The sequence below is a fragment of the Marinobacter sp. genome (assembly GCF_965229985.1).
Taxonomy (GTDB): Bacteria; Pseudomonadota; Gammaproteobacteria; order Pseudomonadales; family Oleiphilaceae; genus Marinobacter.
On record NZ_OZ245935.1, the window covers coordinates 1174431 to 1189572 of the forward strand.

The window sequence follows — 15142 nt, forward strand, 5'->3', positions numbered from 1 at the left end:
AAAGGAATTTCCATGAGCTCCCTCAAATCAGCGATTGCAGTCACGGCCCTGGCTTTCCTGCTTTCAGCCTGCGGCGGCGAATCCACGGAACAACTGCCGAATACCTCCCAGAATTCCGGCACGGTTACCTACAACGGGCCCCCACCCTCCACCGATGATGTGGCCAACTTCAAACGTACGGTGTGGGACAACCTGGTCACCCAGGATAAATGCGGCGCGTGCCACGGCTCCAATGGCCAGGCACCCACGTTCGTCAACGAGCAGGACGTGAACCTGGCTTATGCCCAGGCGAACTCCATCGTTAACCTGTCTGATCCATCCCAGTCCACTATGGTGACCAAGGTCGCCGGTGGCCACAATTGCTGGCTCCAGAGCACGTCAGCCTGTGTGGACATTCTCACCACCTATATTTCCAACTGGGCAGGCGGCTCAGAAGGCTCTGCCAAAACCGTTGAACTACGCGCTCCAGCGCTCAAAGAACCGGGCGCCACGGTTGCCCTGCCCAGCGACACTGGCCTGTTTGCCACAACGGTATACCCCGAACTCAGAGAGTATTGCAGCGACTGCCATGCTGATGGTGGCCAAACCCCTTACATTGCCAGTGCCGATGTCACTACTGCCTACGATCAGGCCAAAAGCCGTATCGATCCTATGAATCCGGGCGCATCCCGACTGGTTGAGCGCCTGCGCTATGACTTCCACAACTGCTGGGATGACGACTGCGAGGCATCAGCCGATTTGATGGAGCTGAGGATTCTTCAAATGGTCCAGGACCTGAGCGCCCAGCCCGTAGACCCGGCAATGGTTGCCAGCAAAGCACTCAACCTCCAGGCAGACGGTTTGCTTGCCAACTCGGGCGGACGGTTTGAAGACAACGTGATTGCCCTCTACGAATTCAAGTTCGGAGAAGGCCAGACCGCTTTTGATACCAGCGGCGTGTCGCCTGCGCTGGACCTAACCCTGAGCGGAAACGTCGACTGGGTTGGTGGCTGGGGTATTGACCTTGGCCCCGCAGGCGAAGACGAGCAGGGTTTCATGATCCCTGCGGGCAAGGCCCAGGGCAGCACCACCGCCAGCCGGAAGCTGCACACCCTGCTGACCGCCTCCGGCGAATACAGCATCGAGGCCTGGGTCGCCCCGGGCAACATCACCCAGGAGGATGCCCGGATCGTGACCTACTCCGGCTCATCCACCACCCGCAACGTCACCCTGAGCCAGTCGCTCCAGCGTTACGAGGTACTGCATCGCAGCACCACCAGTGATGAGAATACGCCTTTCGCGACCCAGGACGCCGACATGCTGCTGCAGGCAACCCTCCAGCACGTGGTGGTGAATTACACCCCGACGACCGGGCGCCAGATTTTTGTGAATGGCGTTCCGACCGGCGATGTCGACCCGGACGACGGCGGACTGTTGACAGAATGGGACGACAGCTTTGCCCTGGTACTGGGCAACGAGACCGATGGCAACTCCCCCTGGCAGGGTGCGATCCGGATGGTTGCCATCCACAATCGTGCGCTGACACCAGAACAGGTCCAGGCCAACTTCGAGGTGGGTGTTGGTCAGAAGTTCTATCTCCTGTTCGGAGTCTCTCACCTGATCGACGTGCCCGAGAGTTTCATCGTGTTCGAAGTCAGCCAGTTCGATAGCTATGCGTACCGGTTCACCAGTCCCTTCTTCATCAGCCTTGATGACACCGCCGAGCCATCAAACATTCCTCTGCGCGGCATGCGACTGGGCATCAATGGCAAAGAAGCGACTGTCGGACAGGCCTGGGCCAACCTGGACGTTGTCCTGGACAGCGGCAGCTATGAACCCGGCACCGGGCAACCGCTCTCCTCTCTTGGCACCATCATTGCGCTGGAAAACGGGCCCGAGAGCGATGAGTTTTTCCTGACGTTCGACCAACTGGGCGGTAACAACTTTGCCCGCTCGGAACCTTCTCTGCCACCGCAGCTGGAACCCGCTGACCTGCCACCGTCATCGGAGATCGGCTTGAAAACTTTTGACGAGATCAACGAGTCCATGTCGCGGATGACCGGTGTTCCCACAACCAACCAGGCTGTATTCAACACATACACCACGGTAAAGCAGCAATTGCCCACGGTAGAGACGATCCAGGGTTTCCTGTCATCTCATCAGATGGCGGTTACCCAGATGGCCATCCAGTATTGCGATGCCCTGGTCTCAAATGCGCAACTTCGGGACCAGATGTTCCCAGGGTTCGATTTCTCAGCACCGGCCAGCACCGCATTTGATCATGGCGGCAAGAGCCTGGTTACCGGGCCATTGCTGTCCCGGTTCGTGGGCAGCAACCTGGCATCACAGCCCGGTGATAGCGCAATCGAAACGGAGCTCAGCGAGCTCATGGATAGACTGACCAGCTGTGGTGCAGGGTGTGAGCCTGACCGCACAGAAACGGTCGTAAAGGCAAGCTGCGCGGCTGTGCTTGGCAGCGCCACCACCCTGGTTCAGTAGAGGAAGCCGATCATGTTTATACGCAAATCTCGTAAAAAGCCCCTGGTCAACGGCAGCCCACTGCTCCACGACGATCACGGCAAGCCAAGGACGCGCCGAGAGTTTATCGCACAAGGCCTGATGGCGGGCTCTGCGACGGTATTCGGTGCCTCTCTGTTCAGCCTGTTCGGAAACCCACGAATGGCCGCAGCTGCGCTTTCAGACGATCTAAACACTTTGAAGGAAAGCTGTGGCATAGCGGTTCAGGGTGCCGGCAAGATTCCATTTATCTGCTTTGATCTGGCAGGCGGTGCCAACATTGCCGGCTCCAACGTGCTGATGGGAAAATCCGGCGGGCAAATGGACTTCCTGAGTACCGCGGGCTACAACAAACTCGGGCTGCCGGGTGACATGCTGCCGAACGACCCGGCGTTCGTGAACACTGAGCTGGGCCTGGCGTTCCATTCCGACAGTGGTTTCCTGCGCGGCATCCTGCAGAGCACCAGTGCCGGCACCCGGGCGGCAATCGACGGCGCCATTATTGCGGCTCGCTCGGAAAACGACACCGGCAACAACCCCCATAACCCGATGTATGGCATTCATCGCGCCGGTGCCGACGGCTCCCTGCTCTCTCTTGTCGGTTCACAGAGTTCGGAATCCGGTGGTAACTCGCTGGCACCGATGAACCTGATCAATCCTGAGGTACGTCCCACGAAGATTGACCGGCCCTCAGACGTTACCGGCCTGGTGGACGTGGGCGACCTGATCGGCATTCTGGACCAGCAAGATGCTGTCGCCGTCATGGAATCCATCCAGCGCATCAGCGACGCCAAGATGAACCAGGTCAATACGGGCATCTCGACGGATGAAGTCGTCAAGGACCTTGTCCGCTGTGGCTATGTAAAGAGTGCCGATCTCGCCGACCGATTCGGCAACCCGGCGGATCTGGATCCGGAGTTGGATCTCGAAATCGTTGGCCCCACTGGCATATTCAGCCGCGATGAGTTCAACAGCAACCGCGAATTCCGCAAAACTGCATCTGTGATGAAGCTGGTTCTGAGCGGCTATGCCGGTGCCGGCACGATCACCATGGGAGGCTACGACTACCACACGGGTGAGCGCGGAACCGGCGAACGTCGTGACGAACAGGCCGGCCGTTGTATGGGGGCGTGTCTGGAGTACGCTGCTCGGGTGGGCATGCCGCTGATGCTCTACGTATTCAGCGACGGCTCGGTGTCGAGCAACGGCCGGATTGACGATTCCATGGACGGTCGTGGCAAGGGCGAATGGACCGGCGACAACCAGCAGACGGCCGCCTCTTTCTTCCTGGTTTACAACCCGGCAGGCCGCCCTACTCCGATTCGCAGGCAGATCGGCTTCATGCGCTCTGATGCGTCGGTGGAAACTGCCTCCAGTCCTGCGGCCAACAACGTCAACCAGTTGGTTCAGACCGTGCTGCTCAACTACATGGCATTGCACGGTGAACAAAACCAGTTCGGAACCCGCTTCAACGGCCACGGACTGGGCAATGGCACATCTCAGGACAGCCTTATTGCGTTCTCGAATGTCGTAAACGGCACTATCGGAAATTGACGGAAACCGCTCGTTCCGCCCCTAGTCTGTTTGGGGCGGAACGAGCCCTTCTGACACGTGCATCATGCGCTGATCGTCGATAACCACAACATCAATACCCGGCAAACGCTCGATCATCTCCAATCCCTTCGCAGGTCCGAGAACAAACACCGCCGTGGACAGGCCGTCGGTTGTCAGCGCGTCCTCGCCGATAATGGTCACGCTCTGGACGCCCTGAACCGATTTGCCGGTCTCAGGCGACAGGATGTGATGGACTCTTTCTCCCGCTTCATCCACGAAGAACCGCTCGTAATCCCCGGAGGTAGACACCGCCACGTCTTCCAGCGGCAGAACCACCGCGTTGCGCCCTTCTGAGCGGGGGTCTCGAATGCCGACGTACCAGGGCCGACCCCGCTTGTCACCCAACAGCCGCATGTCTCCGCCAGCACTCAGCCGGGCATGGCGAATGCCAAGATTGATCAGGCGTTCGATGCCCAGATCAACGGCATAGCCCTTGGCAATACCGCCCAGATCCACCCGGATGCCTGCCTGGCGGAATTCGACGGTTCGCGCATCCTGATCAAGAACTACATCCCGGAAATTCACCCGGGGCAGGCCAGATCGAAGCTCCTCCTCCGTCGGCTTTTTGCCGGCCCTGAAGTCGTATAGATAACCGACTGAGCCAAAGGTGATGTCGAAGGCGCCATCACTGAGAATCGATACCTCCCTCGCCTTTTCAAGCACCTGGAACAGACCGTCACTGACGGTAACGGGACCATTGGCGGCATTGCGGTTGAGTCGGGAGACTTCCGAGTCCTCCCGGTACCGACTCATCTGCTCATCAACCTGATGAAAAACCGCCAGCACCTCTTCCCCAACCCGGTTCGCCAGCGCTTTATCCTCTGCCCAGAACTCCAGCTCGACAGGCGTCGTCATGGCGGTATCGGAGAACCGATACCAGTCAGCGCTGGCCGTGCCCGCAAAGCCGGCAAGCCAGAGGCAGGTTACCAACACCGGGGCGCGCCATAACCACTCGCTAAATCCTTCATTACTCATTCTGGGTTCACCATGTCTGTTATCCACTCCTCATCACCATCGTTGGCTCCCCCCTCCTACTCCCCCCTCATCCCCCCGTCTACGCCAACAAAAAGTGGCGCAGGAGGATGAAGGGAAGGCGCGCCAGACGCAGTATGGATCGAGTCTATTTGGGTGGAATCCTATGACCACTTCAACAATAACAACTTCTCACCGCCAGAAGTACAAGCGAGGCTACATGATCAAGAACCCGGACTGGTGGCGTGGCGCCGTCATTTACCAAGTTTATCCGCGAAGTTTTTACGACTCCAATGGCGATGGTATAGGAGACCTGCCCGGGGTCACCGCAAAGCTGGACTACATCGCCAGCCTGAACGTGGACGCTATCTGGCTATCCCCGTTCTTTACCTCCCCGATGAAAGACTTCGGCTACGATGTCTCGGATTATCGCAACGTGGACCCTATCTTCGGAACTCTGGAGGATTTCGACGAGCTGATTGCCGAGGCCCACAAGCGGGACCTGAAAATCATGATCGATCAGGTGTTGAGCCATTCCTCAGACCAGCACCCCTGGTTTGTCGAAAGCCGTGCCAGCCGTGACAACCCGAAGGCAGACTGGTACGTGTGGGCCGACCCGAAATCCGACGGCACGCCGCCGAACAACTGGCTGTCGGTCTTTGGTGGCTCGGCATGGGCCTGGGACAGTCGCAGAAAGCAGTATTATCTGCACAACTTTCTCACCAGCCAGCCGGATCTGAACTTCCACAACCCGGAGGTTCAGGAACAGGTTCTGTCAGATGTTAAATTCTGGCTGGACCGCGGCGTCGACGGGTTCCGTCTGGATGCCATCAACTTCTGCTTCCACGACCCCAAACTGCGGGATAACCCTGCCAGCAAGGCTGTTGCAGAAGGCTCTATTGGCGTGCGCAAGGAAAACCCCTACGCCTACCAGTTCCACAAGTACGACAAGACCCAGCCGGAAAACATCGAATTTCTGAAGCGCCTTCGTGCTCTGCTGGACCAGTACCCGGGCACCACCACGGTAGGCGAAATCGGCGACGACAATTCCCTTCAGACCATGGCCGATTACACTAGCGGTGGCGACAAGCTGCACATGGCTTACTCCTTCGATCTGCTGACAGAGCAGCACGGTGCGGATTTCTTCCACAAAACCGTGAACACCATCGAAGGCAAGCTGACCGACGGCTGGCCCTGCTGGGCCATCGGCAACCACGATGTAGCCCGTGTTGCCACTCGCTGGAACGCCACATCGGAGCAGCAGCTCAAGGCCTACATGGCCATGCTGCTGACCCTGCGCGGCAGCGTCTGCATCTACCAGGGTGAAGAACTGGGGCTGACCGAGGCCGAACTGCAATACGAAGACCTTGTCGATCCCTACGGCATTACCTTCTGGCCGGAATACAAGGGCCGGGATGGTTGCCGTACGCCCATGGTCTGGCACCACGAGGAATCCCACGCCGGATTCTCCGATGCGCGCCCCTGGCTGCCGGTTTATGATGATCATTACAATGCGGCTGTCGCTGTCCAGCATGCTGAGGATAATTCCGTGCTGGCCGCTTACCGGGCGTTCCTGGACTGGAGAAAGGATCAATCCATCCTGCTCAAAGGGGACATAGAGTTCAGCAAGAGCCCGAAGAATACCCTGGTTTACACACGCAGTCTGGGTGATGAAACCGTGATGGTGGCACTGAACTTGAGCGAAAGCGCCGTCACCATTCCAATGCCCGGCGTTGGCTCACCTGAACCGGGTACCCCGGATTTCGTGGGCGGCCAGTGGCATGGCAAGGATCTGACACTCGGGCCCTGGGGCATCGACATCGCCCGGCTCTGACATTCAATGACCTAACAAGAAGACACGAGATATGGCCAGCGTCACTTTACGCAATATCTGCAAGAGTTATGACGAAGTCCAGGTAACCCGAGACGTTAACCTGGACATTCAGGACGGAGAATTCGTGGTCTTTGTCGGGCCCTCGGGCTGCGGCAAATCCACCCTGCTGCGCATGATCGCAGGTCTGGAAGACATTACCTCCGGCGACATGTACATCGGTAACGACCGGGTTAACAACCTGCCGCCCAAGGAACGGGAAGTGGGCATGGTGTTCCAGTCCTATGCCCTCTACCCCCATATGGACGTGGCAGAAAACATGGCATTTGGCCTCAAGCTTGCCAAAACCAACAAGACTGAAATCAATCGTCGGGTCCAGGATGCCGCTAACCTGCTGCAACTGGACAAGCTACTGGAGCGCAAGCCCAAAGACCTCTCCGGCGGCCAGCGTCAGCGTGTGGCCATCGGCCGGACCATTGTCCGGGAGCCTGAAGTATTCCTGTTCGACGAGCCCCTTTCAAACCTCGATGCCTCCCTGCGGGTCCAGATGCGCATCGAAATTTCCCGGCTGCACAAGCGCCTCGGCGCCACCATGGTGTACGTAACCCACGACCAGGTAGAAGCCATGACCATGGCAGACAAGATCGTGGCCCTGGACAACGGCACCATCGCCCAGGTGGGCAAACCCATGGAGCTGTACCACTACCCCGCTACCCGCTTTGTCGCCGGCTTTATCGGCTCGCCGAAGATGAACTTCATTGATTGCACCGTCGTTTCCGCCAGCAGCCAGTCGGCCACCATCGTCATGCCGGGTGACCACCGTCTGGAGCTGCCGGTGAACGGCGCCGAACTCTCCGAGGGCGAAACCGTCACCCTCGGGATTCGCCCGGAACACCTGAGCGAAGACCAGGAAGCCGACATGTACCTGCAAGGCGAGGTGCACGTGGTCGAACGCCTGGGCTACCAGACCCTGGTACATCTGGACGTCAATAACGTTGAGGGCGTCATCACCATGCGCACCGATGGCTCCAACCCGATTCAGGAAGGGGCCCGAATGACCCTGGGTATGAACGCCAACAAGTGCCATCTGTTCCGCCAGGACGGTACCACCTGTCCGCGCCTCTACCGGGAGCCCTGCATCGACTTCTAACCCACTCCGAGGGGCCTACCCGGCCCCTGTCTGATTCGATCTGTCGTCACCCTTAACGGGGTTACTCTTGGGCCGGTTCCGTCACGTACCGGCCCTTTTTTTGGGACCAAAAAAAGCCCGGTCAGCAGGGGGAATTAACCTGACCGGGTCGCGAAAGTTAACGCTGGAAGACGCAGAGATCGCGTAAAGAGAAGTCGCCTATCCTTTAACACCACCGGCCGTGAGGCCACCGACAATCCATTTCTGGCAGTAAAGGAAGATCACCGTGATCGGCAGGCCCGAGAGTACCGCCGCTGCCGCGAAATCTCCCCAAAGGTAGTTCTGTTCATACAGATACTGCTGGGCACCCACCGCCAGGGTCAGTTTATCGGTGTCTACCAGAAGCACCGACGCCATCGGGTACTCCATGATTGTCATGATGAACGCCAGGATGAACACCACCACCAGAATCGGAACCGACAAAGGCAGCAGGATATAGCGGAACGCCTGCCAGGTGGTGGCGCCATCCACGATAGCGGCCTCCTCCAGGGAGCGGTCAATAGAGTCGAAATAGCCCTTGATGGTCCAGATATGCAACGCCATACCACCCAGGGAGGCCACGATGACCGCACCATGAGTATTCAGCCCGAGCCAGCTGACGTGATTGCCAATCTGATCGAACAGGGCGTACAGCGCCACCAGGGAAAGCACCGGCGGGAACATCTGGAAGATCAGCATGGATTTCAGGACAAATCCCTTGCCGGCAAAACGCATGCGGGCAAAGGCGTAGGCACTGGTGGTGGAAAGTGCCAGGATCAGCACCGCCGAAACAACAGCGATCTTGATCGAATTCCACAACCACAGAAGCACGGGAAACGGTGGCTGCGTGGTAACACCATCTTCACCGGTGTAGGGAATACCCAGCGCCAGATACCAGTGTTCCAGCGAAGGATTCTCCGGCAGCAGGCTGCCGGCGGCAAAGTTACCGCTGCGGAACGAGATGGAAATAACCATCAGCAGCGGAAACAGAATGATCGCGATGAACGCCAGCATCCCCAGGTGGGATGCCAGCACGCGGTATTTGGTGGAGCGGGGTTCAACCATGGCCATAAGAAGCTCCTTACACCTTGATCTTGGACAGTTTGAGATTGATCAGGGACAACGCGCCCACCACCAGGAAAATTGCAGTGGCAATAGCGGCAGCCAGACCAAAGTTCTGTCCGGAGTCCTGGAACGCAATGCGGTAGGTGTAGCTCACCAGAAGATCGGTGGTACCTGCCGGCGTGCTCGCACCGATGATGTCCGGGGCGCCCCCGGTCAGCAGTGCAATCAGGACAAAGTTGTTGAAGTTGAATGCGAAGCTGGCAATAAGCAGCGGCATCAGCGGTTTGATGATCAACGGCAGGGTAATATTGAACAGATTGTTCACCGGGCCTGCCCCGTCCATGGCCGAGGCTTCATACAGGTCCCGGGGGATGGCCTGCAAAAGTCCCATACACAGCAACATCATGTAGGGATAGCCGAGCCAGGTATTCACGATCAGAATCATGGTGCGCGCCAGCGCCGGATCGCTGAACCAGTCCGGACGGATCCCGAACAGTCCCTCAAGCACCAGGTTGATCTCACCAAAGTTCTGATTGAACAAACCCTTGAACACCAGAATCGAAATAAAGGCCGGCACCGCGTAGGGCAGGATCAGCATGGTGCGGTAAAAGCCCTTGCCGCGAATCTGGTCCCACTGCAGCAGGTTGGCCAGCAGCAGGCCCAACGCCAGGGTAAAGACAACCGTGGCGACTGCGAACGAGAGCGTCCACACGAAAATCTCGAAGAATGGCCCGCGAATGGAGGGGTCGGACACCACTTTGAGATAGTTGTCCCAGCCGATATTGACCGTCCAGCCCGGCGACAGGGCATTGCCATCGCCGTCCCGGTAGAAACCGGTTTCCTGGTCCGGGAAATAGGTAACGCCGGTCTGGTTGTTGGTCAGGCTGCCATTGTCATGCAGCGTAAACTGGGGGTGAATCGCCGCGAAAGAGCGCAGGCTGGCCTGGCTTAACTCACGCCCATCTTCGGTGATCAGGGTTAGATCCGAGAGTTCACCCCTGAGCTGGATGATCTCTCGAATGGACAAGGGCTCACCCTGCGGCTTGCCCGACACCGGCAACACTGGTGCCGAGTGTTCACCCGCCTCCAGGTCTACAGGTGTTGAAGTCAGGTTCTGGTGCTCTCCCTCAAGCCAGAAGACATAGCCTTCTTCGGTCTTGTAGAGCTGGTAGTCATAGCGAACCGCTTCGGACTGATAGGTCCGGCTCAGGAGGTTTTCCTGCACCTGCTCGAAACTCAACAGATTGCTGGCGCTGTAATTGGTGAAGCCGATGCCCACGGTGTACATGAGTGGGAAAATGACGAACAGGCCCATGCCGGCGATGGCCGGAAAAATATATCGGTGCGCGTACAGCTTCTTGCTGACAAACACCGCAACAGCAGAGGCGGTGAGCACCAGAAACAGCATAGCAAAGACAAACTCGCGCTGGGCGTAGAGTGCCAGTATAAGGTAGAGCGCGGCGCCGACCAGCGCAGCCAGCGCTCCCCATTTGAGAAGTACTCGGGTCATGGAGTGTCTGCTTTCAATACCGGGAGAGGACAGGGTTTCCGTTATCATTGTAGTCAGCCCGTTAATGACCGTCGCGCGATGGCAACGGCGGATGTTCTTGCACGTCTCAGCGGGCCGGTGTCGGACGGAAGCATAGCCGTCCGACACCGGGTTACCCTTCTGCTTAGCGGGTAATTCGCTGTGCTGCTGCGTTCAGGGCGTCTTCAACGGACTGGCGTCCGGACGTGATGTTTTGCAGGGCCGGCCCCATGGACGACCAGAAGGCACCCATGGCCGGTACATTCGGCATGGGTTCGCCCAGCTGGGCATTCTCGAAGGTCGCCTTGATATTGGGATCGGAGGAGAGTTCGTCCATGAATTCCTTGTTGGCCACAGCACCCAGGGGAACGTCGTTATTCACCATTTTCAGGCCCTTGACGGAGAGCGCGTAGTTCTCCAGGAATTCAACCGCCAGATCCTTGTTGGGGCTGGCAGAATTCAGGGTCGCGGCCATAACGCCCACCATGGGTTTGCTGGGCTGCCCATCCACCGTCGGAATGGTGGTTACGCCGAAGTTGATGCCGCTCTTCTCAAGGTTGCCCCACGCCCAGGGGCCGTTGATCATCATGGCGGTCTCGCCCTTGTTGAAGCTGGACTCCATGGCGCTGTAGTCTGCTCCGCGGGGCATCACGCCTTCCTCGATCAGCCGGGTCAGCGCTCTGGCACCTTTGATGGCACCTTCGGTGTTCACCCCGGTATCCTTCACATCCACGGAACCATCGGCATTTTCACCGAAGATATATCCTCCGGCTGCGGCCAGCATCGGCCAGGTAAAGTAGGTATTGTTGTAATCCCACAGAATGGCGCGCTTACCGTCTTCCGCCAGCTTTTCATGAACGGCAGGAATGTCTTCGAAGGCGCTGGGAGGCTCGGGCAACAGATCCTTGTTATAAATCAGGCCAATAGACTCGACCGCCATCGGATAGCCGTACATCTTGCCGCCCACCGTGACCGCATCCCAGGTAAAATCATAATTGGCGTCGATGACGCTCTTGGACGGTTTGATCTCGGAAATAATGCCGCTCTGGGCCCATTCACCGAAACGGTCGTGGGCCCAGATGAAGATGTCCGGGCCATTGCCGGTTGCGGCAGACTGCTGGAACTTGTCGGTGGCGCTGTCCGGATGGGCGACTTCAACCGGGATACCGGTTTCTTGAGTGAACCAGTCCCCCACTTCCTGCAGGCCATCATAGCCCTTGTCACCGTTGATCCAGACCAGAAGCTTGCCCTCTTCAATTTCGGCATGGGCCGGCGCGGCAACACCGAAGCTGGCGGCAACAATGGAGGCGGCGAGTGTGCTGCGGATAAAAGTTCGACGATTCATCAGGTGATTCCTCTGTATGTTCTTGCCTTATTCTTGTTTTCCGGCCATTCACGAGGTTGTCGGGCCGGACTTAACGCAAACTTTCTTTTGCGAGTATTGGCACTGTGTGGCAATTCCCGGTAATAAGCATCACCCCTTATTTCATTCCCCGAGGCGTAGTAGAGGGGAGTAGACGGGCGTAGAAAATTCCTTCTACCACCCCGGGGTGGAGTCTGGTTTGATGGCATCCACAAGAATGAAAACCGAAACGGAGCAATTGCCATGACAACCCGCGCCAGACACCTGAAGTTCTCAGCTTGTATCGCCTCAGCCCTTATTACGGCCGGTTGCGCCTCGGGCCCGGGCAAGCCCGCGGTTGTGGCCGGGCCACCTTCAGCCAATGATACCAATGTCTTTTGCGAAGCCGCGTCAGCCGAAATGACGATTCCGGTCGGTTCCGCATTCCCGGACGGGACACTGGTCCGGGATTTCTACACAGGCAACACTGCCCGGGTTATCGACGGTGAGGTAAGCATGGCACCGGGTGCCAATGCCGAGGGGCTGGTGTTACTGGAATCAGTCGACGCCAAGGCGGGCCAGTTCACCTGGGCCGGGGCGACCGTCTATTTCGCCGTAACAGACCGGTTTGCCAATGGCAGGACCGACAACGACCTGAATTATGGTCGTCAACCAGACGGCAAGGATGAAATCGGCACCTTCCATGGCGGTGATTTTGTCGGCCTGACCCAGAAACTGGACTACCTGTCGGAACTGGGTGTCAGCGCGCTATGGATTACCCCTCCGTTCGAACAGATGCACGGCTGGGTCGGCGGTGGCGACCGGGGCGATTTCCAGCACTACGGCTACCATGGCTACTATGCCCTGGACTTCACCGTTCCAGATGCCAACTTCGGTACCCGGGAGGAATTCCGGACCCTGGTTCAGGAAGCCCACAAGCGAGGTATCCGGGTGGTTATGGATGTGGTCATGAACCATCCGGGCTACAGTACCCTGCAGGATATGCAGACCTTTGGGTTCGGCTCGCTGTTTGAAGGATTCGAAAAGCATCTGCCCGAGCGCTGGGGCGACTGGCAACCGGAATCCTGGGAAAACTTCCACGCCTATCATGCCCTCATTGATTACGACCATCCGGATTGGCGCAACTGGTGGGGCAAGGACTGGGTCCGGGCTGGTATCGCCGACTACGACACGCCGCCGAACGCCTCCGTGGATGCCCAGCGCGGGTCTCTCGCGTTCCTGCCGGATTTCAAGACCGAATCCGAACAGCCCGTGGATCTCCCGGAATTCCTGAGAAACAAAGCCAGCTCCAGAAGCCAGCAACTGGACGACGCCACCGTTCGGGATTACCTGATCACCTGGTTGACCGACTGGGTACGGGAATTCGGTGTGGATGGCTTCCGGGTAGATACTGCCAAGCATGTGGAACCGGAAGCCTGGCTGGCGCTCAAACAGGAGGCCCAGGCAGCCCTGGACGATTACCGCAGCCACAATCCCGACGCCAAACTGCCGGCAGAGGAATTCTGGATGGTTGCCGAGGTATTCCCCCACTCGGTCCGCAAGACCGCCTATTTCGATGCCGGCTTTGATGCGGTCATTAACTTCGACCTACAGGAAGAAGCCCGGGCCGGTGCACAGTGCCTGCCCTCCATGGAATCCATCTACAGTGATTACGCCAGCAAACTCCACGGGGAAGACGACTTCAACGTGCTGAGCTATATCTCTTCCCACGACACCAAGCTATTCAGCCAGGTTGCGGGTAACGACCCGGCGCTCCAGAAGCGGGCTGCGGCGGCACTAATGCTCACGCCCGGAGCGGTTCAGGTGTTCTACGGTGATGAGTCCGGTCGCGCGTTCGGGCCAACCGGTTCCGATCCCCACCAGGGCACCCGCTCGGACATGAACTGGAGTGCCATTGAGAATGGCGAGGTGTCCGGTATCCTTGAGCACTGGCAGAAGCTGGGTCAGTTCCGCGATCGTCATCCCGCGATCGGCGCAGGCGAGCACCGGTTGATCAGCCAGCAACCCTATGTATTCTCAAGAACCAACGGCGATGACCGGGTGGTGATTGCGTTCGGGAGGAAGTGACCTGACCATGAGTTATTCGAGATTTCTGGAAGACACCCCCCTTATTCCGGGCATGATGCGTCTGCTGGACCATCCCGATCTCTGCCAGCCGGCGAGGCTGGCAAAATGGATCCACGGAAGACTGGATGAAGGACTGACTGTCTTCGATCATGCCGACATTTACGGGGATGGCGAGTGCGAGCGTGTTTTTGGCGAGGCACTGATAGCCTCACCGGAACTGCGTCAGAAGGTGCAGGTTATATCCAAGGCCGGGATCGTGCCGGCCCATCGGGACTCCTCCACCTGGAACACCAAACACTATCGTGCGGAAGCTGATTATTTTTCCGGGGCAATCGACAAGTCACTCAGCCGGCTTCGAGTTGAGCAGATCCACACCTTCCTTATTCACCGGCCAGATCCGCTGCTGGATGCGGAATCACTGGCGAGAGCCCTGGAACGGGCCGTGACCGCCGGCAAGATTCAACATATCGGGGTATCCAATTTTCTGCCGGAGCAGTGGCGCTGGCTTCAGAAAAATACCGATCTGCCTCTGGTGTGCAATCAGAGCGAGCTTTCTCTCAGCCACTCAGAACCCCTGGTTGATGGCACCTATGAGGCCCATCTGAACGATGGGCTTCGCTGGCTTGCCTGGTCTCCGCTGGCCGGCGGCACCCTGCCCGGCTCGGTTCCCGAAAGCTTGCTTCAGGCCGCCGGGGAAGCAACCGGCCTATGCGAAACAGGATTGGCCATCGCCTGGCTGCGACAGCTTCCAGGCGCCCCCATCCCGGTTCTTGGCTCAATGCGTGAGGCCAGAATTGAGGCCGCGCTTGAGGGCGCCCGCACGGTCCTGCCAAGACCTCTCTGGTTCGCCCTACTGGAGGCAATGCGGCAAACTGCGGTGCCCTGAGGGGCATCGCAAATTTGATATAAGTCACCGACCTACAATTTGTTACCCAAAATTCCACTTTAGTCCCATTGTTGACTCCATAATCAGCGCTGACACTAGCTCTGCTTAACAAATAATCAAAAAAACGATTGGCAGCCCCTCCCCCCAGTGGC

The 15142-nt window shown here is 58.2% G+C and carries 10 protein-coding genes; 6 read left to right on the forward strand and 4 right to left on the reverse strand.

Going from position 1 to position 15142, the window contains the following annotated elements; translation table 11 throughout:
- The first annotated feature begins 12 nt into the window (after nt 1-12).
- Both ACO06L_RS05350 and ACO06L_RS05355 read left to right on the forward strand, forming a co-directional pair.
- On the forward strand, nt 13-2478 hold the full coding sequence (locus ACO06L_RS05350; RefSeq protein ID WP_202347475.1) for a LamG domain-containing protein: 2466 nt from the start codon (nt 13-15) through the stop codon (nt 2476-2478).
- 12 nt (nt 2479-2490) lie between these two features.
- Nucleotides 2491-4050, forward strand: coding sequence for a hypothetical protein (locus ACO06L_RS05355; RefSeq protein ID WP_064228951.1), 1560 nt, complete (start codon nt 2491-2493; stop codon nt 4048-4050).
- A 21-nt stretch (nt 4051-4071) separates the two neighbouring features.
- Here the strand turns inward: ACO06L_RS05355 and ACO06L_RS05360 are convergent, their stop codons facing one another.
- The gene (locus ACO06L_RS05360) at nt 4072-5085 is read right to left on the reverse strand and encodes an FAD:protein FMN transferase (protein WP_227512767.1); all 1014 of its coding nucleotides are present in this window, start codon (nt 5083-5085) and stop codon (nt 4072-4074) included.
- Between the two features lie 217 nt (nt 5086-5302).
- Between ACO06L_RS05360 and ACO06L_RS05365 the strand changes: the two genes are divergently transcribed.
- Together ACO06L_RS05365 and malK are read left to right on the forward strand one after the other, a co-directional pair.
- Nucleotides 5303-6916, forward strand: a complete 1614-nt coding sequence (locus ACO06L_RS05365; protein ID WP_202347539.1) for an alpha-glucosidase family protein — start codon at nt 5303-5305, stop codon at nt 6914-6916.
- A 31-nt stretch (nt 6917-6947) separates the two neighbouring features.
- Entirely contained in the window at nt 6948-8063 is a 1116-nt protein-coding gene (malK, locus tag ACO06L_RS05370; protein ID WP_202347474.1) for a maltose/maltodextrin ABC transporter ATP-binding protein MalK, read from the forward strand.
- A gap of 198 nt (nt 8064-8261) precedes the next feature.
- On the opposite strand, the gene malG is transcribed toward malK, so the two are convergent.
- The 3 genes from malG to malE form a co-directional block, all read right to left on the reverse strand.
- Nucleotides 8262-9152 carry a maltose ABC transporter permease MalG gene (malG, locus tag ACO06L_RS05375; protein ID WP_064228948.1) on the reverse strand — a complete coding sequence of 297 codons (891 nt, stop codon included), beginning with the start codon at nt 9150-9152 and terminating at the stop codon, nt 8262-8264.
- A gap of 10 nt (nt 9153-9162) precedes the next feature.
- Nucleotides 9163-10656 carry a maltose ABC transporter permease MalF gene (gene malF, locus ACO06L_RS05380; protein ID WP_230707373.1) on the reverse strand — a complete coding sequence of 498 codons (1494 nt, stop codon included), beginning with the start codon at nt 10654-10656 and terminating at the stop codon, nt 9163-9165.
- A gap of 163 nt (nt 10657-10819) precedes the next feature.
- Nucleotides 10820-12019 carry a maltose/maltodextrin ABC transporter substrate-binding protein MalE gene (malE, locus tag ACO06L_RS05385; protein ID WP_336143228.1) on the reverse strand — a complete coding sequence of 400 codons (1200 nt, stop codon included), beginning with the start codon at nt 12017-12019 and terminating at the stop codon, nt 10820-10822.
- A 261-nt stretch (nt 12020-12280) separates the two neighbouring features.
- Between malE and ACO06L_RS05390 the strand changes: the two genes are divergently transcribed.
- A complete protein-coding gene (locus ACO06L_RS05390) occupies nt 12281-14104 on the forward strand; it encodes an alpha-amylase (RefSeq protein WP_202347472.1) in 1824 nt (607 codons plus the stop codon).
- 7 nt (nt 14105-14111) lie between these two features.
- A complete protein-coding gene (locus ACO06L_RS05395; protein ID WP_227715948.1) occupies nt 14112-14990 on the forward strand; it encodes an aldo/keto reductase in 879 nt (292 codons plus the stop codon).
- The last annotated feature ends 152 nt before the right edge of the window (nt 14991-15142 follow it).

Coding starts and splice junctions, on each gene's coding strand:
- ACO06L_RS05390 (WP_202347472.1), top strand. CDS start 12,281: ATGACAACCCGCGCCAGACACCTGAAGTTCTCAGCTTGTATCGCCTCA.
- malE (WP_336143228.1), bottom strand. CDS start 12,019: ATGAATCGTCGAACTTTTATCCGCAGCACACTCGCCGCCTCCATTGTT.
- malK (WP_202347474.1), top strand. CDS start 6,948: ATGGCCAGCGTCACTTTACGCAATATCTGCAAGAGTTATGACGAAGTC.
- malF (WP_230707373.1), bottom strand. CDS start 10,656: ATGACCCGAGTACTTCTCAAATGGGGAGCGCTGGCTGCGCTGGTCGGC.
- ACO06L_RS05365 (WP_202347539.1), top strand. CDS start 5,303: ATGATCAAGAACCCGGACTGGTGGCGTGGCGCCGTCATTTACCAAGTT.
- ACO06L_RS05360 (WP_227512767.1), bottom strand. CDS start 5,085: ATGAGTAATGAAGGATTTAGCGAGTGGTTATGGCGCGCCCCGGTGTTG.
- ACO06L_RS05355 (WP_064228951.1), top strand. CDS start 2,491: ATGTTTATACGCAAATCTCGTAAAAAGCCCCTGGTCAACGGCAGCCCA.
- ACO06L_RS05395 (WP_227715948.1), top strand. CDS start 14,112: ATGAGTTATTCGAGATTTCTGGAAGACACCCCCCTTATTCCGGGCATG.
- ACO06L_RS05350 (WP_202347475.1), top strand. CDS start 13: ATGAGCTCCCTCAAATCAGCGATTGCAGTCACGGCCCTGGCTTTCCTG.
- malG (WP_064228948.1), bottom strand. CDS start 9,152: ATGGCCATGGTTGAACCCCGCTCCACCAAATACCGCGTGCTGGCATCC.